Consider the following 21,679-nt stretch of genomic DNA (forward strand, 5'->3'; position numbering starts at 1 on the left):
GGATCGTCACGCTCATGTTCATTGGAATTGCCGGACCAATCGTGGTTTTGGCCATAGTCCTGCAACTCGGGCTTGGGATGTCCCCTGACCGTGCTGGCCTTACTCTCGCTGCGCACCCCCTCAGCATCATGGCTGCATCTATCCTGTCGAGTCGCTTGGGCAATCGGTTCCTTGAGCGCCGTGTCACACTCGGCCTTGTCTCATTGCTTGGCGGTATGATTGGGCTGCATCTGGCCGTTATCCCCGGTGTGCCCCTCCTCATGATCTGGCCGCCCTTGGTCCTGGTTGGTGCCGGGGTCGGTACAGCCACCGTGGCTCTCTACCAACTGGTCCTCAAGGAAGTGCCACAAACCGAGGCCGGGGCAGGTTCCGGTGCGCTACAGGCTTTCCAGCAGATCGGAATAGCCTTGGGCATTGCGCTTGTTGGGCAAGTATTTGTCGTTGCGTTGGGCAAAGCCCCAGACGCCTTATCTTACATCGAAGCCTTGAAAGTCGCGCTCTGGGTTCCGTTTGCACTTTTCGCGGGGCTGAGTCTCGTCTCATTGAAACTGTCATCGAAGGAAATCGGACATGCAGCAGCCTGATCTCGGATCGAAAACGCTTGTAGAATTTTGGGAGGAAATCTATGGCAAGACGTCACCTGAATCATCCGGTGTTCCTTCAAAGATTCTCGAACAATTCACCGAAGGACTCGCACCGGGCCAGGCGCTTGATCTGGGCTGCGCCAAAGGAGACGACGTTGTTTGGCTAGCGAAGCAAGGTTGGCATGTTTTGGGCGTCGACATCTCCAAAGCAGCCTTGGACATTGCATCAGAAAACGCTGCCCGGAACGGAATGACAGATCGTGTCACGTTCGAACAGCACGATTTGTCCAGAAGCTTCCCGATGGGTTCCTTCGACCTTGTTTCAGCCCTTTTTCTGCAAACCCCGTTCGATTTTCCGCGCGCGGAAGTCTTGCAGGCCGCCGCATCGTTGGTGCGGCCATCCGGGCTTTTTCTAATCGCTACGCACCAAACCTATGCGCCGTGGTCATGGAGCGATCCAAGCGAACCAGAGATCACGGCCGAAAATCGACTTGCGGAAATAGGCCTTGATCCAGCCGAGTGGCGTCAGGTTTTTGTCGGACCCTTTCACCGAGAAGCTACAGGACCTGATGGTCAAAGAGCAAATGTCACAGACGCAGTACTTGCTCTGGAGAGGAATAGGTCAGCGTGACGGAGAGGTGAGTGGTCGTCGACGTCAAGTATAGTTCCAAACGTAGAGGGTCGCGCCTGCATCCCTTTCGGGCCATCAGGAATTATGTAACAGACAATAATTGCTATACTGAAAATGGCAAGCTTAGCCCGCATCTTGGGAACTACAGTGCCTAACTAGGAAGGTCCGCTTTGGGCGCTTGGTCGCGTTTCTCGGGATTTGCCATGTCTAGTTTCGAATGTTCGGCTTGGGCTGACTGCGGTCATTTGGAGTAAAAATGCGGATGGCAGCAATGTCCCGCGAAGCCAAATTTGAAGCGCCTTTAGCTGGGGAACATGCGCGGCCGAAAACGTCGGATGGCCGCTAGGAGCCCATAGCTCCCGATGCTGCGAACCGAACGAAGCCAGCATTCACTTTGGTCAATTCACGAAAGACGGGCCCACACTTATGTGAGTCCAAACTGTTTCAGAGCCCGCTGAGCGACAGCTTTGCCATGCTCTTGCACAAAGTGATGCGCGTCCGGAACCTCCATTGGCTCAGGGCAATCTTTGATCACGGTGCGAAGAAAATTCATCACCGGTGGACCGAGCATTGCGTCCTTCATGCCAATCGCCATGAAGCTCTCACCAGTCCACTCAGTGGACCAGAAGCCTGCCGCTTGGCGCGAGACGTCTACTCCTTCCGCATCAGTGGTCATTGCAACCATCTTGGGGAAACGCCGAACCCCTGCTTTGAAACGCTGGTCCGGGAACGGCGCGGCGTAGGCGGCGGCCTCAGCATCTGAAATCACCGGCTCGTACTTCTGCATGATATGGGCAAGCGGTACATCGGGATTCGTGGTAATATCCGCCTTCCATTGGTCAAAGGCAGGACTGTTGGCCGGACCCGCCATCAGGGCGGTGTTCATGACCAACAGTCGCTTGAACCGTTCGGGCATTTCCATCGGCAGCGTCAGGCCAAGGATGCCGCCCCAATCCTGGCAAACGAGCGTAACGTTTTGCAGATCGAGGTGCTGGATGAGCGCGAGCATGTAGTTCCGGTGGAAGTGAAAGTTGTACGTGTCGTCATCGACCGGCTTGTCAGAGCGACCAAAGCCCAGCCAATCAGGTGCGATCACCCTGATACCGGCAGCCGTAAAGACCGGGATCATCTTGCGATAGAGATAGCTCCATGTGGGCTCGCCGTGCAGGCATAAGAAGATCTCACTTGCGTCACGAGGTCCTTCGTCGAGATAGTGACCGCGTAGGCCTGCATAGCCCGGCAAGTCGGTCACATAGTTCGGGCCAAATTCGAAATCCGGCAGGTTTTCGAAACGGTCATCGGGTGTGCGCAAAGCTTCCATTTTCGTCCCTTCCCGGCGTCAGGCCGTGACCTTCATAAACTGTGATATGGTGGAGAAGTCGGCTGCCAGCTTGTCCGCGGCCTTGGCTTTGCCAAACAGTGCGAGGTAGCCATCCACTACGGATCGGTCCAGGCCGTGGGCGTCCATGACACTAACCAGGTGATGCAACGCGAGATAATGCGTGGCGACGGTCGCCAGGGTTTCTTCGTCTTGGTCGAAACGCTCTTCTGCGTTGCGGCTCAGGAAATCGCCGACAAGGTGATTAATGACGGGGCGCATAGATCCCTGCAACTCGATGATCGTGGATAGATCGACATTCTCTGAGCGGCACACGGCAACCGAATGGACCGCTCCGAAGAGTGCGCCCCACATCATGCTAAGGCCGGCAATGTCCAATGCGTTTGCCTGTCCAGCATCGGGCCCAACGAGAAAGCTTGGTGCGATGGCATTCATCAGGTCGGATGAGGCTTCAAAAACAGTATCATCGCCCGCGACGGCAATGGCGGCCTCCTCGGTTCCGATCACGTCTGGCGTGGCCAGAAGGGCACCGTCGAGATAGTTGAAACCTTTGGCATCAGCCCACCGCGCCGCGTCTCGTGCATCGCTGGGCGTTCCGGACGTCAACTCGATCACGGTCTTTCCGTTCAGACGCTGTGCCATGTCTGCGGTGCGCAGCAAGTCCTTGCTGGCATCGTAATTGGTGACATTGACAAGGACGACTTCAGCGCCGTCAACCGCTTCGATTGCGCCGTCCACGACCCGCGCACCGTCATTTGCGAGAGGCTCAGCTTTGGTCCGCGTGCGGTTCCAGGCCAACACTTGGAAGTCTTGTTTGAGCAGGGCGCGTACCAATGCAGTTCCCATCAGCCCCGTCCCGAGGACAGCTATGGTCGGTTTCACTTGTTTTCTCCAAAATGGATTGGTTTGCATTCCCGAAGGAACACGAGTAGGTCATCAGACCTAGAGGATATCTAACCTCGTGAGTTTTTTAGGTCAAGTGACCAACCGCAGAAAGATAGACCGTTTGAACAAAAAAACGCGAAGGCCAAAAGAGAGAACCATTCTTGACGCCGCTCTGGTGCTCTTGCGCGAAGAGGGCGACAAATCACTTACGATGCGCGCGATTTCGAGCAGAACGGGTATGTCGCTGAGCAACGTTCAATATTATTTTAAGGACAAGGATGTTCTGATTGCGGCGCTGGTGGAAGACTACTTTGAAACATGTGAGATCCAGATCACGCAGATGGCGCAATCCGGCGATTGTACCATCTCAGAAGACCGCATCAGAGACTTTTTGAAGCACGTATTCTCCGAAGGGCAGGACCTATCGGACATGTGCGCAGTGTTTCGGGAGCTTTGGGCGATTGCGACACGCAATGAACGAGTTGCCGAAGAGTTGCAGCGTTACTATCGGCGGCTTGCCGAAATCCTGTGCCAAGAAGTGTTTCCCTATGTGCACGATGAACAAACGCTGCAGGACATTAAGCTGCTTATTATTCCCTATGTAGAGGGATACTCAATCGCCGGGCGCTCAATTGACAGCAGTTTGGAAAATGCGGTTTCGCTTATTGGTCGCCTGGTCAATCAAATGACAGAGGCAGCGCATTAGCGATGCTCAAAACAACAAAGGGGACACTAAAAAAAGGCTATCGTTGCCCGCTTTGTCTGCATCTTGAAATTTCTCCCATTGTGAGAAGAACGGCGGAAACCAGTCAAAATGAGGCGAAAAGGATCGTTTTTTTATTTGTTGTTTTCCGACAAGCCATTGATTTCAATGGCGCTGGACTGCCGCAACAACCTCGCGCAAAAGGAATCTATGCAAGTCGGCTGCTGCACTCCAAGCACGCAGAAGCGAAATTATGTGAAACTTGCGCCTGCGGTCTTTTCAAAGACGAAGCAGTGCGTTTTAGCCGAATTCAGATATACCTGATCCGCAACCTTTGATCACGGTTACACGCAAGTTCCTCGACCACCTCGTTTGCACTCAAGTCAAACTCTCTCGCGAGATCCGTAATCTGGACCGGCTGAAAGCTATCAGCGTTCCGAACCAGTCTGCCGTATTCAAAAGCGATAAACTCATGAGACCTGCCACCCCAACGGACAATCCCACCGCATAATCGCTGACTTTCCATATTGACCAGTTCGGCCACAGGGTCGGCAAAGAAATCGCTCCACTTAAGAAATCCAGTACTGACTGCCCGCGCCACTGCCTGTTCAATCGTCCGGCTTTTGAGCTTGGTGGTGATTGAAGCAGTCAGTGCCTCCACCATTCGCGAAGAATGCCCCGTCTGCCTGGCAATGACAGACGGGATCAAACCCGACGCGAGCATCTTCAACACATCCAGCTCATCGCCGGACAGGGAATCCGAGGGAAAGTTGAATACGGTTTCAATTACATCTAGGGCGAGCAGGTGCAGAACCTGTGCTTCATGGCGTAGGGCAGGGAGCATTCTCGTGATCAATGCGTCCCACTCGGGGCGAGGCGTATTGGACGTGACGGTAAATACACCCCGCTCCCCGAAGGGGTTGATAACCGGAATGGAAAGACCGTTGCGTCCAACGCCAAATTTTCGGGCTGCCTCAAAAAGCGCTGCGTAGTCAGCCTGGTTGTCGAATACTGACCAGTCGATCGGTGCGATCATAGTGGCGCTAAACCGAATGAGGGGATCGACTAAAACTAGGTCGTTATCGACGTAGTGCCGGACCCATTCGGCTGAAAACGTGGTGCAGCCGTGGACAACGTTGTGATGTTTGTCGATATGGGCATAGGACGCATTCTCCAACCCGAACCTAGAACATATCTCATGAAGGCGCGCCTCTCCGGTTTGCCGGAAATCCAGTTCAGAATTGCCAATATCTGCAATTTTCATAGGTCGTCTTTCTGTTCCGCGTCGCCCTCGCGACCCAGTAGCAACCTAAAGCTGAACAAACCACTCGGGAATTCCCGTAGCCAATCATGGATTTGTATACAGTTCTGTTCTGGAGGCGGAAACAGAGCAAAATCTTGCCGGTGAGGCGCATGAATTTGCAAAGCTGGCAACATACCAACGAGCAGTGTTGGAGCAACGATCTCGTATCCTAGCGAAGTCCATCCTCATCCTCCCGCGCCCTTCGGGCCAACAAACCCATGAAACTGGAAATCAGGTTCAGTTCACCTCGTTCATCGGCCTTAACCATGCCCCGCAGATATCCGCCCGGATTAACCACTGGCGGCAACCGTGGATCGCTCAGCCTCGCGTCTGTGATCAACCCGGCCAGGATCGCTCCCAGGATGGTCAGACGATCAATAGCCGCGTGCCAAGCGGAGGCATTGGTGCCGATCTCCGACAATCGCGACCAAACGCCGGTCTCAATCGCGTAGAGCGACGGGTTGGAATTCTGATCTCCGCCACCGGCGATATCGATATGCATGCGCAGTTCGGACGATGCCAGTTCATAAAGGGTACGGTTATTCACCCGCAGTAGTTTTTGGGTCTTGCGCGGTTCAGTATCCGTTGGATGATTGCTTTCTAAGCAATGCGGAGGGCCGTTAGGCCCGGAGCCCGAACAGTTTGGTACCTCGGCTTCAGCCGAGGACATTGTCTCATCGCCATCGGCGTTACAGGACAGAATTGCTTCTTCAATTTTGTCTTGTATATGGGACCCGAAACAAGCTTCGGGTTCACCCGAAATTTCACCGGGTTTTGCAACATGCTCTTCGATCCGGCTCCAAAGGTCGTAAGCCGCCTGAACATGTGATCTGAGAGCATCCAGCGACATGTTTTTCAGCTTGTCAGCGCGCGGCCAGGACCGAAACGCGCCCATCATTTCGTCGATGCCTTCAGGAGGGCAGGGGAGTGATGCAAGCACCGCAAGACTGCACTTCACATATCGATAAAGCCGAGATCGATCCCCGCGCAGCTCGTCATGCTCTTTCTTCTCAGCCTTGCTTTGCACGTCCGCTACGAGCATCTCTGGAATGAGGTTTAGGGCTGGGGTCAGGAAGAGGCCAAGCCCTTTGCGCTTACACCGCGCGCCATTTGCGCCAATCCTGCGCTCGATCAATCCAATGGCTTCCAGTTCACGTTCGTGATTGTGGATTGTCCGATCCGTCAATCCGCGCCCGGCAATCAGTGTTTCCTGGCGCGCGTAGCAAAAGGGTTCCTGGGACGGGTCGCGAAACGCGCATGGCGAGATCATTTCGATGATGATCTCAAAGGTGCGAATACACTGGGCCGATGCGCCCCTGATCTGGGCATAGCATACACAGAGCTGCCGAAACCTGTCGCGGTTCCAGCTCTCGGGAAGGCCGTTGTGGAAGCGTATATTTTCGTGGTGACGGGCGGATGAGATGTGCCGAAAGCTCATTGTTTTGCCTTCCCTTCGCAATTGTCAATATTGGCATCGCGGCTTCGCATGGCAGAGTATTTGGATTGGTTCAGGGGTCTCATGGTCTGCTTCTCATTGGGGAAGCAAGGCGGCTCGAACCTCAGCGAAAAGACAGAGAAAAACCGTTCGCACTGATGCGTTTATCCTTGTCAGTAATTTGGGAGTTTCCTATAAATCAGGTGATCAAACGTGACTTAGGAAGATCCCCGCTGAGGCCCCGCCCTGCGGGGGTTTTTTGTTTTTGGGATTAGGGTGTTCCTCTGGCCAAGACAGCTTGGTTGCCAATGTGGCTGGCACGTTCACTGACTTCTGAAGGGCCACACATTCATCCACCGTGCAAACGACGTCAGTATCGGATGAGCTCGTAGTCACTGAACCCGAATATGTCGGTCCACTCGACACCAACGCCACGGAAATAGCTGGGAGGTTCACAGCGATTGCCCAGTGGCAGCCAAGAAGGGATTGGGGCAGGAGCGCGCTCGGACCATTGAAAGCTTACGTTGTCATCATAGCTGCCAACGACCAGATCAAGCGAACGCTCGCAGTCGCCCTCTCGCGAACGACGACGATAGCTGTAGTGGCGCACTTCCCAAACCCTGATGGACCTCACAACGTCGAAATCGGAAGAGGAAAGGTCGACGCTGATCGGGGTGGCCTGAAGCCCATCGCCGAAGTCGTCGTGATATGCTTGGATCTCTTCAATGGAGATCGCAGCATTCACCACCAAGGTCTCAGCGGTTTCGTCAGATGGAAGCTCAGGAATAAGGCTGGCACTTTTGCGCTTGATGGCTTCCAGCCTTTCCATAGGACCCAAGTCCGAGGAGCTGTGTGATGCGTTCATCGGACAGCGCCATAGTTGCAGCGGCGGTTCGACCGGATAGGGTGTGACGCGCCGAATGAACTCTGCCTTGGCAGCAACGCAATCAGGCGAATTTGGCCAACCTCCGGCGAGGCAAAGGAATATGGCACAGTCAATTGGATAGGCACTGGCCGGCGTGGCCGGCAGTGCAGCGAGTGCAACTGCAAGGGCCTTCGCGCGAGCTCGATTTCCGGATTTTGAGTGGTTCATGATGGTTTCTCCTGCTTGCGAGTCGCCTAAGCAATATCCGGCCAATATACGCCTGACAATCCAATATCGTATATTGGCTGACTTTCTTATATTGACGTAGATTGTGTTTTAGTCCACAACTTTTGGATGTAGAAGACGGCCCATAGGGGGTCGTCATGGCGGACAACAAGAGACAATACACTGTGGTAACCATCGAGATGGTCCGGGGCCTGAAAGAAGATCAGGTTCCCTTTACATGCCGCTACGAATTTATCGGACTCGCTTCCCTTGGACGACCAAAGTACCACTGCATTTACAGCTCGCCGAACTATGTCGGAGCCTTGTGCAAGTCGAAGATCTCTCGAGCGGGCGCTGAGCCCAGGGAGTTCGATCTTTGGCCGGGCCTTTTTAAGCATCACCAGGAATTTGGCGACGGGCGCATTCTCTGCGTCAAATCAGATTACACGATCGAGTCGATTACCCCAGAGGGTCTCGAAGCAGCTCGGGCTTTTGACGCGGAATCCGAAACCTGACCTCCGGTCACCTGCAAACTCCGGGCTAATCTGTATTTTTGGGACGGACGCATGAAACGGCTTTTGTTTCTCAGCACTGCACCCGTGTTGTTGTTCTTCGCCGCAGCTTGGATTGAACCCTCAAAACAAACAAAGACCCTGAGCTTATCCGAGGTGATTGCCGTAGATGGTGACACCATCGACCACGGTGATGACCGCTACCGCCTCGTTGGTTTCGACGCACCTGAGACCTTCCGCGCACAATGTGAAGCCGAGAGAGCTTTGGGTCTGAAAGCCAAAGTTCGCCTGACGGAGATCATTCAGACCAGTGGGCAGATAGAATTGGTTATCCAACCAGATTTGGACGTGCACGACCGTTTCCTCGCGGTCGGACGTTCAGGTGGTCAGGAGATAGGGAAAACTCTGATATCCGAAGGTCTCGCGCGACCCTATTCGGGCGGCAAACGCGGGTCCTGGTGCGGCTAGACGAAAGGACTGAGCGACGACTTGCAGAAAATGGAACAAAACCACCGAGCAGTGAGCGGTCCTGTCGATTGCGCCAACAATCGACAGGACAAGAAACGCCCCAAATCCATCCGGGCATTCCTCAAACATCAAGAGAGAACTGTACTATGGTAAAAACAGTAACCCTAGATGCCGATCTTAGATCGGACAGCACCGCGCCAGAGTCAATGGGTGCGACCCTGAACAAAGTGTCTGCGCTTGCGACGGCACAGCACTGACCAGCGACAGCGCCGAACAGGACATCCCCGACACTTTGGTCAGACCTTCCGGCTGATTGATCCAAGCTGAACGCTGGCTGTCTACGAAGCCCGCGAAGGGCTCAGTGCTGTGTCCGGCATCCAATTTCCTGCTGCTCAGATGATCCGAAATCGAACTCCATAATAGTAATTATGTAAAAACTTTTGACCTAATTTGGAGATCAAATTGGTGACTAACTCCATCACAAGCCTCACCAAAAACAGATGTCGGATCAACGCCGTTTGGCCGTTTTTGGCGTCCTTGACGGCGACTTTCGGAACGGATGTCCATGCCCAGGTCATCGAATACGAGCCGGATGGCAGCGTGTTTCTGAACGGTGTGCGGGCAGAAATCGTCAATGGCGTCGTTCGCCCAATCCGGATGCGTGAATACACGCTTGACGAAAAACCGGAAGCGCCGAAGGCCAAGCCACAGGAAAAGATCGAGATTGCGGGCAAGGCACCGCGGCCTCGCAGATCCTCGGGCGGCTGGTCGCAAGAGCGGATCGTCAAAGAAATCCATGCAGCGGCAAAACGGCACGACATTCCGGCCGAGTTGTTCATGGCACTGGTCTGGCAGGAAAGCCGGTATCGGGCTGATGCCTTGTCGCCCAAGGGTGCCTATGGCTTCGCACAGCTCATGCCCGGAACGGCGAAAGACCTGGGCGTGAATCCAAAGAACCCTGCAGAAAATCTCGACGGTGGTGCCCGCTATTTGGCGGCGCAGTACCGCGAGTTCGGAACCTGGAAGCTAGCGCTTGCCGCTTACAACGCCGGGCCTCACCGCGTCGTCGAATACGGCGGCGTCCCCCCCTTCACCGAAACCCGCAACTACGTGCGGATCATCCTAAGCAAAGTGAGCACTTCCTCATGAAAAGAAATCACTTCTACCAGCAGATGGCGTTTTTCGCGATCACTGCGTTCATCATCACTGCAGCGCCCGCCTCCGCTGGCTGGCTGCAAGATGCCATTGGCGATTTCATCAACGAAACGCTGGCCGACTCGAAGGTCGTTGGCGTCAGCCTTGCCGCTGTCGGCTTCATCTGGGGCTGTCTCGCCTATGTGTTCGGCTGGGGTTCGTTGAAAGGCCCTGTAATCGCTATCGTCGTCGGTGCTGTTATCGGCCTCGCTGATACATTCATCGGAGCCTGATTGATGCCGCGCCGCAATACGGTCTTTCGCGGCCTGAGCCGCCCCGCAGAATGGGGCGGCCTACCCGTGATCTATCTGCTGGTGATCCTCGGGATGACCATGCTTTCGTTCTTCATGTTCGGGATAGCACCAGCAATCATTGCGGGTTTTGTTTTCTACACCGGGCTTCGCCTCTTTTACGAATGGGAACCGGCTTTCTTCCGCGTCCTGTCCGTAACCCTTTCCAAAACTCCGCGCACCAAAAACCGCCAGCATCATGGGGGAGATTACTATAGTGCCTAAGCCTGCTGCCCAAGGTATGTGGACTCTTGCCCGCTCGTTGATCGAGCCGAGCTGGCGCAAGGATGAAATGAGCCTCTTTCAGATGTTGCCGTATGGCTATGTCGTGGACGATGAGGTTATTTCCACGCGCAACGGTGGCCTTATCTCCGCTGCAGAAATCACCGGAATTAATGCAAACACGCTGACCGAAAACGAGTTCGAGTTCCTGGCCGAACGGTTTGAGCGTGTGTTGCGCACAACACCCAATGAGGTGGCATTTTATGTTCATCGACTGACCGTCCCGGCTGAGACGGGTCATGTCATCACAGATCCAACCGGCTTTGCCGGTGCAGTGGCGCAGGCCATGCGCTCGGCGTCCGTCGATGCAGAGCTGAAAGAACGCAAGATCATCATCAGCGCCATTCTCCAAAAGCGGCAGGATGAGCGTGCAAAACAGATCTTCGGCATGTCGTCTGGAACGATAGACGAGGAACGCCGCGAAATGATGGAACAGCTCGACGGTGTTTTCACAACACTGGCGGGCACGCTGGGTGAGGCCCGTGTGCGCCGGTTGAAACTCAGCGAGGGGCGTTGGCTCGGCTATTATGGAATGCTGTTGAACGGTCGGTATCAGCCGATCATTCACACGAACATTGCAGAACCCATCGCCTTCAACATGCCGCAAGAGGATGTGCTGTTTCAGGGCAAGACCGGCAAACTGGTCACGGGCGACGATCAGGAACGCTCCATCCGTGTCTATTCCCTGAAGAATTACCCGATGGCTTCGTTCCCCGGCATTTTCGACGGGCTGGACCTGCCGGTTGATGTTGTGATTTCGCAATCCTTCCTGCCGATCAGCCGCGCCCAGGCGCAGGAAATGGAACGCCGCAAGTCGGGACAAATGCGCTCGGCAGGCGACAAAGCGAAGTCGCTTGAAGAGGATTTGTCCATTCTGGCGGACGGCATTGCCTCCGGCACCATGTCACTCGGGAAGCACCACCTGTCGATCTGCGTGTTTGGGAACGAGGAAGATCTGAAAACCGCCGAAAAACACATTATCGGTGAAATCCAGATTTCAGGCGGCACAGTGAAGCGCGAAGCGATGTCGGCCCGTGCGGTGTACTTCGCGCAGCATCCCGGCAATTTCGCGTTCCGCGCCCGTGAAGAACTGATCACGGACCAGAACTTTGCAGACATGGTTGCTTTCCACATGCGCCCTAAAGGTTTGGACGCTGGAAAACTGCCCTGGCCGGGGCCATTGGCGACTTTCCCGACGACGCACGGGGACAGCTACGATGTTTCGTTGCACCTTCCCAAGACCAGCAAAGACGCTGAAAACCTGCCCCCCGGCCATACGATCGTTCTGGGGCCGAACGGATCTGGTAAAACTGTGATCGCGATGCTGCTGGCGGCAATGGCGGTGGCACAGGGCGCGCGGATCATTGCTTTTGACAAAGACCGGGCAATGGAAGCTCCGATGCGGGCGCTCGGCGCACAGTACACCCGCGTCCGGGTAGGCGAACCCACTGGCATGAACCCGTTTCAAACGGAGACGGATGAGGCCGGTCAAAGCTGGCTGGCGAATTGGGTCATTGCCTTATTGAGCTATGACGAAAAACTGACCGCAGATCAAAAGGACGAGATAACACGCGCCTGCCAAGCCAACGCGACCCTGCCACCTGCGTTACAGAGTTTCGCTTCATTGATGGACCGGTTCAGAGCCTTTGATGATGGCAAAGACCTCTTCAAACGCGCGAGTGAATGGGCGGGCGACGGGCGGTTGTCATGGATGTTTGGCGAGGGTGGCACAGATCCTTTTGCCTCTGACGATCGGCATCTTGTGTTCGATATTTCCGAGGTTCTGGATGACGAGTTGGTCCGGTTGGCATGGATCAGCTACGTCATGCGCCAGATCGAGCGCCGTTGTGCTGCGAAAGTGCCCACTGTCTTTGTGGTTGATGAAGCCTGGGTGATCGCAGGCAACCCCTACGGCGCAGAAATTCTCAAGAACGCTTACACCACGTATCGGAAGCTGAACGTCATGATGGTGATGATGACGCAGATCCCCGATCACATCCTGTCGTCAGCGGCAAGTAAGTCGATACTGGAAAACACCAGCACACAACTCTTATTCCCCTCTCGATCCGGCAATGAAGCGGATTACCGGGCAATCGGATTGAACAACTCAGAGCTGGGCGCGCTGAGGGCGCACTTTGGCGACCGCGTAATGCTCATGAAGAAAGGTGATGAGAGTGTTTGGCTCGATGTCGATGTCGGCGCTCTCGGCCCGCTTCTCCGTGTTCTGAGCGGATCAGACGGAAATTCGTTCCCTGATCCTGATTGGCGACAAAACCCCAACTTCTGGAAGGAAATCACATGAAAACTCGCCTTGTAATCGCCCTTGTTGTTCTGGCCGCCGTCTCGGCCTGCACCAGCACCTATTCGGGCTATCGTAGCAAATGCGCCTGCGACTTTGAGCACATGACCCCCCCTGAAAACTTGGAGCTTGTCTGATGAATATTTCAAAGAAATTGCGGACAACCTTTGCCGTTTCGGTTCTGGCGGCCCTGCCCGTCATGACGTCGGCCCAAGGTGTTCCGACCATCGACGCCACAGCCATTGCACAGGACGCCGCGAATTCGGCCCGCGAAGTCGCGGAAATGGTCCGCCAATACGAACAGCTGATGCAACAATATGAGAAGCTCGAGCAGCAGCGCGCGATGTTGGAGAGCTCGTTCAAGGCCATTTCTGGTCTGACAGATTTGGACGAGTTCAACAGCCGCAGCTTTTTGAAACTAGCGACTGCTGCTGACACGCTCGGCTACGCACTGGACGCGACCGAAGATACGATCGGCGATCTTCCAGGCGTCGCCGGGCTCGCGATGGAACGCCGATCAATCAGCCTGGGGCTGAACAATGGAATCCTTAAACAATTCAGTACGTCAGACGTGCCAGCCCGGCGCATTCTCTCGGAGCGAGGTGGCGCTGGCTTGATGGCGTCCGCTCTGGGCGAACAGGGCTATGACATGGCGGGCAAACTCTCCGAAGACGCCGAAAAGCTGCGTGGTGAAATCGGTCAGCAAGAAGATCTGAAGGATGCAATCGACTATAACACGGCGGTTCTCCTGAAACTCCTGCAAGTTGAAATTGAAATCTTGCGCGCAACCTCGGCTAATGCTCTGGCCTCGGGCACGGATCTGGCTGCAAACGCTGCCGATCTTTCGACACTCAGCAACTATGTAAGAGGAACCTCACAATGAAACTCCGCTCAACTCTCATCCTGACCATTGCAGCCGCCGCCATTATGTCGGGGGTTGCATCGGCACAGGTGAAGCTGCGCCCATCACCCAAGGTCGATATGCCGTTCGGTGAATATCGTAAGTGCCTTGGGTACTCGGGCGCGCGTGAGTACGGTCGTCAATTCGTCAAAGACGATCAGGCACGCATGGCCGAAGCGGGCCAATCCGCAGACAAGCAGCCTCTTGTGACCAACTGGTCGGTGGTGATCCTGAATGAACAGGTCATCGCTGCGCACGAGGCCACCATCGAGCAATGCAATCTACGCAAATCTGGCGAGACCTTCAGCACCGAATGTCCGTTGGGCGGTTTGAGCCGTGAGGACGCCGCCCGAAAGGTCGGAGCTGACCAAGACGAGTTTTGGACCCAACCGTCCGACAATCTTGGCGCGCTGAAAAAAGAGCAACGGACCCGTCTGGAAGCTCTGCGCCCTGCAATTGAGGAGGCTTGTGGGCCGTGATCCAAGATTTCGTCAGCTCGATTGAGGCTGCGCTTAATTACTTCTCGCAGCAAGCATACAACAGCCTGGCGGCGGATCTAGCATCCGCCCTCTGGGCGATAGCCGCGCTGATCTTCGTGGCAATGCTGATCAACGGTGTGCTTCAAATCCGAGAAATCGGGTTTGGTGGCTATGTCGGCTGGATCATTCGGGCGACGATCATCATTGGTATGGCTTCTAGCTGGAGCTTCTTTCAACCGATTTATCAGGGCATTTCGAGCCTCCCAGACACGATTGCCGGAGAATTGACCGGCACAACAAATGTCTGGGAAGCACTCGATGACATTGCGCTTCAGTGTTTCTTGATGGGCCAGCAGGCTATTGAAAACGCAACCTGGGGTCTGAGCATCACCGGGGCTATTCTCTGGGTTGTTGGTGCTGTCATCGTTGCTTTTGGCACCGGTATGGCGCTGATCGCAAAAGGCGGTCTGGCGGTCCTGCTGGGTCTAGCGCCTGTTTTCATCGCAACGCTGCTCAGCTCGGCAACAGCCAATATCTTCGCAGCCTGGGCGAAAACGACTGTTGGCCTGATCATGGTCATCGTCGTTCTGACGGGCATCGTTTCTCTTATTCAGGCCCTTTTCAGCTCCGAACTGACCGCTGTTGAGGATGTGAACAATATGGAGGCCAGTGGCCGCTTTTTGGCGATCTGCATTGTGTCAATCGTGATGCTTACGCAGATCCCGTCGCTCGCTGGGGGAATGTCGGGTGCAATCGTGGCGGCGTCCTCGGGTCTTGCCGTGGCAACCGGTGCCGTCGCTGCCGCAAGAAGTGCGTTGGGCACTGCCAGCGATGGCGCAAGAGGTACAGTGGCCGGTGGAAAAACCGCAGCAGCGATGGCTTCCGCAGCACGTGATGGGACTGGCGTTCGTGACAGCGCGTCTCGCGCAATGCAAGCGCGTCGGGACATAGCACACAGAGCCCGCAATCAGGATGGGGCAGCTCGCCAGAGCTACTCCGCTGACCGTTATCGGCAGAGCATCCAACAAGCTCGTGCCAACAGATCTTCATAAACCGAGGTTTAGAGCAAATGTCACACGTGACAGATCACGAAAAAGAACTCTTTCTGGGCGCACGCCGCGATGCCTTCAAGTGGCAGGTATTCGGTATGGTCGGAATGGCAATGGGCGTGGTCTCTATGATTGGCTGGGCGCTGCTCCTTCCTTTGAAGGAAATCCGCGCGGTGCCGTTCTCCATTGATCCGGACACGAAACTGCCAGTCCTGCTGACTGAAATGGTCGAAGAACTGGAACCGTCTGAGGCAATGGCGTTCCGTGAAGTCGCAAATTACGTGCGCGACCGGGAAACCTATGATGTCCAGGACAACAACGAGCGCCTGAAATCGGTGCTGCGTCGTTCTGATGAGCTGGCCGAAACATCTTACCGCGAACTGTGGGATGGGTCGAACGACAGCCACCCGGACGAAATCTATACGCCCAAGACAAAGGTGCAGACCGAAATTCTGGGCGTCTCGCCGGTCAACGATGAGACGGTGCAGGTCGAGATCCGCAAGTCCTTGATCGTGCCGAACCAAGCAACTGCCTCAGCCCGCTACGTGGTCACAGTGACCTACGGGTTTGAGGAAAAAATCGTGACGTCGATGGATGAACTTCTCGAAAATCCATTCGGCTTCGTCGTCACCAACTACCGCGTAGACGCAATGGGAGACATCTGATGAAGCGTAGGTTCAAAACACACACCGCCATCGCCGCAGCAGTCTTGGCATTCTCTACGCCGCTGCTCGCTGAAATCACACCGACGCCAGACGGAAAGAATGCGGATCATCGCATCACGCATTTCCATTACGTCGAGAACCAAGTGTACCGCATCCCTGTAGGTGAACGCCTGATTACCTATGTTCACTTTCCGCAAGGCGAAACCGTCCGCAGCATTGGTGCGGGCGATACTGAAAGTTTTCAGATCACCCGCCTGCAGGAAGGTCGCGTTATTGCGTTCAAGCCAGAAATCCTGAACTCGGATTCAAACCTGACCGTCCTGACCAATCGCGGGACATACAACTTCTATCTGGTTCCGGCCGAGAGCGCCGCCGAACGCAAACGTGTTCCATTTCGGGTCACGTTTTATTCGAACAACAAAGGCGGAACCACGACGCGCCGTGGCACGGTGGCGCGCAGCGAGCCGAAACCGACAGGCCGGTTTGTGAACCAAAACTACTCGCGCTCGGGCAAAGCTGACTTCGCGCCCACCGCCGTGTGGGATGATGGCGTTCACACCTATATGCAGATCCCGGAGGATGCGGAGTTGCCGGGAATCTTCCGTGTCCTGCCTGACGGCCGCGAGCTGATGGTGAACACCACAGTCAAAGAGCGCGGCATTATCCAGGTGCAGGGCCTTTCAGATCTTTGGACTCTTCGCATCGAGGACACTTCGATCTGTGTTCGAAACGATGGCGACGCGTTTCAGCAGGCCAGTGTGAGCGGTCGGCCCGTCACTTCACAGACAGTTAAACCGGGGGGCAGCAAATAATGAACCGCGATCAAACAATTGCGGCACGGGCGGCGGCTGAACAGCCGTCGCAACGTGTCCGGAAGAAGTTCGACCCTAAGAAGCTGATTACCGTTGCAGTAGCAGGAGCGGTGTTCCTGGGCTTTGTGTGGTTTGTACTGGGCGACGAAAGCAAAAGCGGGAACACGGGTGTCCGCGTTGACGCTTTGCAACAAGGTGGCGGCGAGCGATACGGGCTTTTGACTGTACGAGGGCCAGAGGTCGATGAACCCGAACCCGAAGCTCTGCCAGAGACAATTGCGGTAGCAACACCGGCAGCAGTGCCACAGGTCGATTCCGAAGGGCTGAAACAAGCCTTGAAAACTATCGAGCAACAGAACGGTCGGATTTCTGAGCTGCAAGACGAGCTGACGGACGCCAAAGTTTCGCTGTCAGAAAAAGACGGTGAAATCGCAACGCTGAACCTGACAAATGAACGCCTTCAAGTCAGATATGATGAGCGAGAGAAGAAGTTCCAGACGGAACTTACCCAGGCCATCGCAGACGCGGAGGCCCGGGCACTTGCCAGTGTAAGCCACCTTCAGGCGCAAGGTCTGACCGATGACGAGCGGCGCAGACTCGAAGAACTGAAGAAGATGCGTCAGCGCCAAAATCAGTCAGACGGCATCGTGTTCGACGAAAACCCATACGGCAGAAACTGATGGAACTGACGATGAACAGAACAGCAATCACCCTCGCCCTGGTCACGTTGGCGTCAAGCGCGATGGCACAGGAAGCACCCGGTCAAAACTACGAGCCGATTAACAGCGGATCGCAGCCGGTCATTTTCCAACCCTTCCCCGCTGCGCCACAGCCGGTTCAAGTCCAGCCAGATGACACCCGCCTGCCTGAAGAACAGCGCGGCTATCAGGAAAACCCGAACACGACATGGCAAAACAACTTGGTCGAAGAATATCCGCCCATCGTGGGGGCCTCGATCATTGACGATCCGTCGCGCACCTTAACGCAAGGCACGGTTTTGTCGGCTGTGTTCGGTGGCGCGGTCAGCTCGGAACTGCCCGGTAGCGTCGTGGCGACGATCACACGTGGCGTCTACTCGATGGACGGCACTCGTTTGCTTCTGCCGCGCGGGTCGAAGCTCTATGGCGAGTATCGAGCGGATACGACATTGGCACAAACGCGCATCATGATCGTTTGGAGCCGTGTCATCACGCCTGACGGCCTGTCCGCTCAGATCGGATCGGCTGGTACGGACGGTCAGGGCCGGACAGGTGCGACCGGCAGGGTGAACACACACTTTGGGAAGCGGTTCGGAACTGCTGCGCTGTTGTCCATCATCGGCATTGCGCCTGTCGCGCTGGTGTCTGACAACGATAGCAACAACTCGGTTCGCACTGATCTGGCAACGCAGGTGGGTTCAAACCTGCAGAACGCCACGGCAGCGGCGCTTGATGAATATCTGCGCATCACTCCGACAATCTTTGTCGATCAGGGCAGTCGCATCAACGCCATCCTGCAGCGCGACGTTGTGTTCGATAGCTTCTGAGCGCGAGACATCGAAATGACCGCTTCAGCGGTCTTTCCGGCCGCTGCCAGCATGATCGAGTGCGGTAGCGGCCTTTTTTGACGCCAATAACAAGGACAAGAACATGAGCGGGCGGAACGGGAATAGCCTTCTGGAATATTATACAGGCAAGATCGAGCATCTGTTGCACGATGAAAGCCTGAGCGAAATTTCTGTGAATCCTGACGGATCGGTCTGGGTCGAAGAAATGGGCACAACGCACATGACCAGGACAGACATCACTCTAAACAGAGATGATGTAGAAAACATCGGGCGCTGCGTGGCCGGTTTCAGCGATGTGACATTCGGAGAAAAGAAGCCGATTGCGACGGCCAACGTGCCGACACAGCAGGGTAAAGCGCGGGTGCAGGTTGTGATTCCGCCAGCAACAACCGGCGTGGGGTCCGTGGCGATCCGCCTGCTCCGCGTGAAAACCGTCGATCTGGGCGCGTTCAGCTTCGCCAGCAAAGAGGCGGCGTTGGCAGAGAACAACGATCACAGCGCGCTTGAAAAGGCTCGGGCTGCTCTCGCTGCCGGAACAATGAACTTTGACGAGCTGGCCGACCTTGCGATGCTAAGCAAATGGAACGTGATCATTGCCGGTGGCACCTCGTCTGGCAAAACCACTGTTCTCAATGCAATGCTGAAGCGCGTCGATCCTGGCGAACGGATCGTGACGATTGAAGAAGTGGCCGAGCTGGACATCGAGCAACCCAATTCTGTCGATCTGCTTGCTGACCGTTCAGAAGAAGATGGCCCTCGATCACCAACAAAGCTGCTGGAATCGGCGCTGAGGTTACGGCCTGACCGCCTCGTCTGCGGTGAAATTCGGGGCGACGACGCAAATATGTTCCTGGAACTGGTGAACACCGGCCACGATGGTTCTGTCTGTACCATGCACGCCAACTCGCCCGTTGATGCCATTGGACGTATGAGCAAGATGGTGCGTCGCGGATCTCCGACCGTTCAAAAGTCAGAAGTGGTCGATGACATCCGGGCCACCATTCACATGATCGTTCACATGAAGAAAATCGGGGACGAACGGAAGGTCAACGGAGTGATCTTCCCACCCCTGATGGCCGCTGATCAACTTATCTGAAGGAGAAATAGAATGAAAAAATTTGAGTATCGTAATGTCTTGATGCGGGTAGAGGAAAATGCAGGCGAGAAGTTTGCGAAGCTCGGGCAAGACAGTTGGGAAATGGTCGGCGTCGTACCTGCCGAGTTTGGCATCGTGTGCTTCTTCAAACGCGAGCTGACCGATGGCTGAGTTTCAGGATCTACCCAAAGGCAAGAAGGTAGCGATAGCCGGTTCTATGGGCTTTATCGCTACCTCGGCTTGCGCGGTGTTGGTGGTCGGGCTGGCTCTCGAATACATCAACACCAGAGGCTTTCGCGGGCTGGACATCTGGGCGATCCCAGAGAAGTTCATGGCACAGCCTGCAGAAACGCAGCAGATAATGGGTCTGGTGGCGGTGGTCGCGGTGGGGGTTTTGACCTTTGCATTCGTGGCGGCTGCGCTGCGTGGTCCCTCAACGAAATACGGTGATGCAACCTTTGCAAAGGCCCCTCAACTCGTCCAGGAGGGCTATGCTTCGGTGCTGAAGCTCAAAGACAAACTGGATAGTGAAATCGTGTTTGCCAAATTTGGTCAGCCCAAAGACAAAAACGCGATCTACTATAAACCCGGCCCCGGTGTCCAAAAGCCACACGCGATGTTCATTGCCCCTTCTGGTTCGGGTAAAACCAGCGGCTTCGTGATCCCGAACGTCCTGCGTTTCAATGGTTCTTGCGTCGTCCTGGACATCAAGGGCGAGATTTTCCAGACCACGGGTGCACGTCGGGCAGCAATGGGCGATGAGGTTTTTGTGTTCGATCCCGAGAACCCAGACAAAAGCCACAGCTACAACCCTCTGCGCCGCGCAGCACGTGCCGACAATCTGGACCGGCGATGGGAAGAAGTGATTCAGGTTGCAACGCAGATGTTCGACACGCCCAGCTCGTCCGCCCAAGGCTTTATGGGTGGCGTTGAAGGCATGTTTTGCGCGATGGCGATGTTGGCGATCAAAAGGAAGCGGCCATACATTTCCGAAGTCCTGCGCCTGGTCAAAACAACCAAGCAAAAGGACTACGAGAAAATGGCTGAAGAAGTTGGATATGCGCGAGCTGCAGATGAGTTTCTGAATCTTGCAGCCGAAGAATCCAAAATCTTGCGGTCAACGATTTCGGTTATGAACAACTCCGGCCTGCAGCTCTGGCGCAACCCATCTGTGGCAAGAGCCACGCAGGGCAATGACATCAGCTTTGAGGATCTGCGTCGGCGCCCCACCTCGATCTACTTTTCTGTGCCAGGGAAAAAGGTCAAAGAGTTCCGGACGCTCATTCGCCTGTTCTTCCTCGATCTGGTGAACACCATCGAAACTGTTGAGCCGGGCGAAGATGAGCCGTTCAAGGTTTTGATGCTGCTCGATGAGTTCCAACGCCTCGGCCATCTTGAGCGTGTCGTTGAAGCCTATGACACCATGCGATCGTTCGGGGGCAGGCTCGTGGTGATTTCGCAAACACTGTCGCGCCTACAGGACATTTATGGGCACGAGGGTGTGCGGGCGATGCTGGCAAACGCTGGAACCCAGATGTTTGCCGCCTCAGAGGATTCCGAAGTACGCGAACATGTGTCCAGGTCCATCGGGGACAAAACGGTCATGAGCAAGTCGAAGTCTCGAGCACTCGGCAAGATGGAAATGGGCAGCATATCAGAGCGTGAAGAAGGCATTCGGCTGCTCCGGCCAGAGCACGTTGGTCGTCTGCCGGAAAACGAGGTTGTGCTGATCCGCGAAGGCAAGATGCCCGTGATTGCGAACAAGATTCGATATTTCGAAGATCCTTATTTCATGCAGTTCCTTGGTGGCGACACGCCAAAGATCAAAGGGACACACCTGGATCTTGCTGAAGAGCAGGCAGAGGACACGGCAAAGGCACTGGCTGATGCGAAACCGGCGCCTGCCCCGGTGAAAGAGGTTTCGGAAAAAGATCAGGAACTTCGGGCAGCTTTTGATGCGCAGCGCGCCGTTGCAAAACGAAAAAGCCGGTCCGCAAAAGACATGGCGATGGAGAAAATGAGAGCCAAACGGCCTGAAAGTAGCGCCTCCGCTTGACGGGGGTGCTGTATTGCAAAATCCCAGAGGTTCGAGCGCCGGAATCTCGAACAATCGAGC

26 protein-coding genes are annotated in these 21,679 nt (G+C 55.3%); 21 read left to right on the forward strand and 5 right to left on the reverse strand.

The window, feature by feature from the left end; genetic code table 11:
- Both ACR0D8_RS20475 and ACR0D8_RS20480 read left to right on the forward strand, forming a co-directional pair.
- Positions 1-584: MFS transporter (locus tag ACR0D8_RS20475; protein ID WP_480649356.1), on the forward strand; the 584-nt coding region annotated here is incomplete at its 5' end.
- The gene (locus ACR0D8_RS20480; protein ID WP_480649358.1) at positions 571-1,215 is read left to right on the forward strand and encodes a class I SAM-dependent methyltransferase; all 645 of its coding nucleotides are present in this window, start codon (positions 571-573) and stop codon (positions 1,213-1,215) included. The genes ACR0D8_RS20475 and ACR0D8_RS20480, both read left to right, overlap by 14 nt.
- Positions 1,216-1,639: 424 nt before the next feature.
- Here ACR0D8_RS20480 and ACR0D8_RS20485 read toward each other — a convergent pair whose 3' ends face one another.
- Positions 1,640-2,536, reverse strand: coding sequence for a haloalkane dehalogenase (locus tag ACR0D8_RS20485; RefSeq protein ID WP_480649360.1), 897 nt, complete (start codon positions 2,534-2,536; stop codon positions 1,640-1,642).
- A gap of 18 nt (positions 2,537-2,554) precedes the next feature.
- The gene (locus ACR0D8_RS20490) at positions 2,555-3,436 is read right to left on the reverse strand and encodes an NAD(P)-dependent oxidoreductase (RefSeq protein WP_480649362.1); all 882 of its coding nucleotides are present in this window, start codon (positions 3,434-3,436) and stop codon (positions 2,555-2,557) included.
- Positions 3,437-3,515: 79 nt separating this feature from the next.
- Here ACR0D8_RS20490 and ACR0D8_RS20495 point away from each other — a divergent pair, with 79 nt between their 5' ends.
- The gene (locus ACR0D8_RS20495; RefSeq protein ID WP_480649364.1) at positions 3,516-4,145 is read left to right on the forward strand and encodes a TetR/AcrR family transcriptional regulator; all 630 of its coding nucleotides are present in this window, start codon (positions 3,516-3,518) and stop codon (positions 4,143-4,145) included.
- 2 nt (positions 4,146-4,147) lie between these two features.
- A complete protein-coding gene (locus ACR0D8_RS20500) occupies positions 4,148-4,480 on the forward strand; it encodes a hypothetical protein (RefSeq protein WP_480649365.1) in 333 nt (110 codons plus the stop codon).
- Here ACR0D8_RS20500 and ACR0D8_RS20505 read toward each other — a convergent pair.
- The 3 genes from ACR0D8_RS20505 to ACR0D8_RS20515 all read right to left on the reverse strand — a co-directional run bounded on the left by ACR0D8_RS20505 (position 4,453) and on the right by ACR0D8_RS20515 (position 7,973).
- On the reverse strand, positions 4,453-5,406 hold the full coding sequence (locus ACR0D8_RS20505; RefSeq protein ID WP_480649367.1) for a helix-turn-helix transcriptional regulator: 954 nt from the start codon (positions 5,404-5,406) through the stop codon (positions 4,453-4,455). The two genes, ACR0D8_RS20500 and ACR0D8_RS20505, sit on opposite strands and share 28 nt — an antisense overlap.
- Before the next feature lie 208 nt (positions 5,407-5,614).
- Positions 5,615-6,883, reverse strand: coding sequence for a helix-turn-helix domain-containing protein (locus ACR0D8_RS20510; RefSeq protein WP_480649573.1), 1,269 nt, complete (start codon positions 6,881-6,883; stop codon positions 5,615-5,617).
- Between the two features lie 367 nt (positions 6,884-7,250).
- Positions 7,251-7,973, reverse strand: a complete 723-nt coding sequence (locus ACR0D8_RS20515; protein ID WP_480649369.1) for a hypothetical protein — start codon at positions 7,971-7,973, stop codon at positions 7,251-7,253.
- Between the two features lie 155 nt (positions 7,974-8,128).
- On the opposite strand from ACR0D8_RS20515, the gene ACR0D8_RS20520 reads away from it, so the two are divergent.
- From ACR0D8_RS20520 to ACR0D8_RS20600, 17 genes are all read left to right on the forward strand, one after another.
- Entirely contained in the window at positions 8,129-8,485 is a 357-nt protein-coding gene (locus ACR0D8_RS20520) for a hypothetical protein (protein ID WP_480649371.1), read from the forward strand.
- A gap of 51 nt (positions 8,486-8,536) precedes the next feature.
- Entirely contained in the window at positions 8,537-8,950 is a 414-nt protein-coding gene (locus ACR0D8_RS20525) for a thermonuclease family protein (protein WP_480649373.1), read from the forward strand.
- A 465-nt stretch (positions 8,951-9,415) separates the two neighbouring features.
- A complete protein-coding gene (locus ACR0D8_RS20530; RefSeq protein ID WP_480649374.1) occupies positions 9,416-10,099 on the forward strand; it encodes a lytic transglycosylase domain-containing protein in 684 nt (227 codons plus the stop codon).
- Positions 10,096-10,377: a hypothetical protein gene (locus ACR0D8_RS20535; protein WP_480649376.1), complete on the forward strand. Its 282-nt coding sequence runs from the start codon at positions 10,096-10,098 to the stop codon at positions 10,375-10,377. Before ACR0D8_RS20530 ends, ACR0D8_RS20535 begins: the two co-directional genes overlap by 4 nt.
- A 3-nt stretch (positions 10,378-10,380) precedes the next feature.
- On the forward strand, positions 10,381-10,659 hold the full coding sequence (locus ACR0D8_RS20540; RefSeq protein WP_152460684.1) for a VirB3 family type IV secretion system protein: 279 nt from the start codon (positions 10,381-10,383) through the stop codon (positions 10,657-10,659).
- Positions 10,660-10,726: 67 nt separating this feature from the next.
- Positions 10,727-13,018: a VirB4 family type IV secretion/conjugal transfer ATPase gene (locus tag ACR0D8_RS20545; protein WP_480649378.1), complete on the forward strand. Its 2,292-nt coding sequence runs from the start codon at positions 10,727-10,729 to the stop codon at positions 13,016-13,018.
- Positions 13,015-13,152: a hypothetical protein gene (locus tag ACR0D8_RS20550; protein WP_480649380.1), complete on the forward strand. Its 138-nt coding sequence runs from the start codon at positions 13,015-13,017 to the stop codon at positions 13,150-13,152. The genes ACR0D8_RS20545 and ACR0D8_RS20550 overlap by 4 nt, the downstream gene beginning before the upstream one ends.
- The gene (locus tag ACR0D8_RS20555; protein ID WP_480649381.1) at positions 13,152-13,898 is read left to right on the forward strand and encodes a type IV secretion system protein; all 747 of its coding nucleotides are present in this window, start codon (positions 13,152-13,154) and stop codon (positions 13,896-13,898) included. Before ACR0D8_RS20550 ends, ACR0D8_RS20555 begins: the two co-directional genes overlap by 1 nt.
- Complete coding sequence (locus ACR0D8_RS20560; protein WP_480649383.1) at positions 13,895-14,395, forward strand: hypothetical protein; 501 nt, start codon at positions 13,895-13,897, stop codon at positions 14,393-14,395. The genes ACR0D8_RS20555 and ACR0D8_RS20560 overlap by 4 nt, the downstream gene beginning before the upstream one ends.
- A complete protein-coding gene (locus ACR0D8_RS20565) occupies positions 14,392-15,447 on the forward strand; it encodes a TrbL/VirB6 family protein (protein WP_480649384.1) in 1,056 nt (351 codons plus the stop codon). The genes ACR0D8_RS20560 and ACR0D8_RS20565 overlap by 4 nt, the downstream gene beginning before the upstream one ends.
- 17 nt (positions 15,448-15,464) lie before the next feature.
- Positions 15,465-16,109 carry a VirB8 family type IV secretion system protein gene (locus tag ACR0D8_RS20570; protein ID WP_480649386.1) on the forward strand — a complete coding sequence of 215 codons (645 nt, stop codon included), beginning with the start codon at positions 15,465-15,467 and terminating at the stop codon, positions 16,107-16,109.
- Positions 16,109-16,921, forward strand: coding sequence for a TrbG/VirB9 family P-type conjugative transfer protein (locus ACR0D8_RS20575; RefSeq protein ID WP_480649388.1), 813 nt, complete (start codon positions 16,109-16,111; stop codon positions 16,919-16,921). Before ACR0D8_RS20570 ends, ACR0D8_RS20575 begins: the two co-directional genes overlap by 1 nt.
- Complete coding sequence (locus tag ACR0D8_RS20580) at positions 16,921-17,601, forward strand: hypothetical protein (RefSeq protein ID WP_480649390.1); 681 nt, start codon at positions 16,921-16,923, stop codon at positions 17,599-17,601. Before ACR0D8_RS20575 ends, ACR0D8_RS20580 begins: the two co-directional genes overlap by 1 nt.
- An 11-nt stretch (positions 17,602-17,612) precedes the next feature.
- Positions 17,613-18,446: a TraB/TrbI/VirB10 family type IV secretion system protein gene (locus ACR0D8_RS20585; RefSeq protein ID WP_480649392.1), complete on the forward strand. Its 834-nt coding sequence runs from the start codon at positions 17,613-17,615 to the stop codon at positions 18,444-18,446.
- A 103-nt stretch (positions 18,447-18,549) separates the two neighbouring features.
- The gene (locus ACR0D8_RS20590) at positions 18,550-19,563 is read left to right on the forward strand and encodes an ATPase, T2SS/T4P/T4SS family (RefSeq protein ID WP_480649394.1); all 1,014 of its coding nucleotides are present in this window, start codon (positions 18,550-18,552) and stop codon (positions 19,561-19,563) included.
- A gap of 12 nt (positions 19,564-19,575) precedes the next feature.
- Positions 19,576-19,734, forward strand: a complete 159-nt coding sequence (locus tag ACR0D8_RS20595; RefSeq protein WP_480649395.1) for a hypothetical protein — start codon at positions 19,576-19,578, stop codon at positions 19,732-19,734.
- The gene (locus ACR0D8_RS20600) at positions 19,727-21,619 is read left to right on the forward strand and encodes a type IV secretory system conjugative DNA transfer family protein (protein ID WP_480649397.1); all 1,893 of its coding nucleotides are present in this window, start codon (positions 19,727-19,729) and stop codon (positions 21,617-21,619) included. Before ACR0D8_RS20595 ends, ACR0D8_RS20600 begins: the two co-directional genes overlap by 8 nt.
- The last annotated feature ends 60 nt before the right edge of the window (positions 21,620-21,679 follow it).

It is taken from the genome of Ruegeria sp. BG10 (genome assembly GCF_056538575.1).